This window comes from Roseateles sp. P5_B10 (genome assembly GCF_056400485.1).
Genome location: NZ_JBFULE010001215.1, coordinates 1 through 1142, shown reverse-complemented (window position 1 = coordinate 1142; position 1142 = coordinate 1). Strand labels below are relative to the sequence as shown.

General features: G+C 66.9%; 1 protein-coding gene. It reads left to right on the top strand.

What is annotated here, in order from left to right; translation table 11 throughout:
- Positions 1 to 61: 61 nt before the first annotated feature.
- On the top strand, positions 62 to 1142 hold a 1081-nt coding region (locus tag AC1DU6_RS32200; protein ID WP_477862283.1), incomplete at its 3' end, for a glycoside hydrolase.

The window sequence follows — 1142 nt, the reverse complement described above, 5'->3', positions numbered from 1 at the left end:
TGACAGCCCGGTCACCACAAGCCCGGGGGCCTGGGCCTGGACAACCGGCGAAGGCCAGCAGGTGCGCCTCAGTACACAAGGCCGGGCGCTCAAGGTGTCGGTCACCGGGCAGCACGGCACGCGCTGGCAGGCGTCCATGCCAGAAGTCTCGTCAGGAACCTGGATCGTGCCGGATGGGCAGGGCATGGCCTTCGGCGTCAACGATGCCTACTGGCGCTCTGTCTTCAACCGCCCGCAGTGCTTCGGCGGCACCACCCTGCTGTCCTTCCCGGCGTGGACCCACCTCACAGGCACGCGGGCCGTCACCTACGCGCTGGACGACGGCTTTCAGTCCGAGCTTTGCCTGCAGAACTCGAACGGGCTGCAGGCCAGCCTGAAGCATGACTTCGCCGACGGTGCCAGCACGCTGGACCTGATGATCGAGCTCGGTGCACCCAACCCGCTCGCACCGGCGCTGTTCTACAGAGACTACCTGCGGCAGCAGGGTCGGTTGCGATCCTTTGCCGACAAGCAGGTGCCTGAACTGGACCGCCTGTTTGGCGCCCCGCATCTGTACGTCTGGGGCGATGGCCGCGATCTCGCTTTCCTGGATGACTTGAAGGCGCTGGGCATCGCCAAGCTCGTGATCAGCTATGACCAGGACCCGAAGACGCACAAGCACCTGGTCCGGCCGGCCTACCTGAAGAAGGCCCATGGCCTGGGCTACCTGGCGGGGCCCTACGACGCCTTCGACAACGGCCAGCCTGACGACACTGCAGACATGCCGGCCGCGGTCTGGGGCCCTGGGCTCTACCCGTCGGGCTGCCTGCGCGACAAGCAGGGCGCCGTCGTGCCGGGCTTCGCCAGCCGAGGGTGCCAGATGTCCAGCGAAGCCATCGCACGGCACCCGGCAGGCTTTGTCCCGGCGCAGCGCTACGAGGGGCATATCCGTGACGGTGCAAGCCAGGTCTTCATCGACGTGGACGGCTTCGGCAACTTCTACGACGACTTCAGCCCCGAGCACCGCATGACCAAGGTGCAGGACCGCCGCAACATCCTGGCCCGCCTGAAACTGGGCATGCGCAAGTTCGGCCTGGTGCTGGGCTCGGAGAACGTGACCGCCTGGAGCGCCGACGTCACGCATTACTCGCACGGCACGGGGC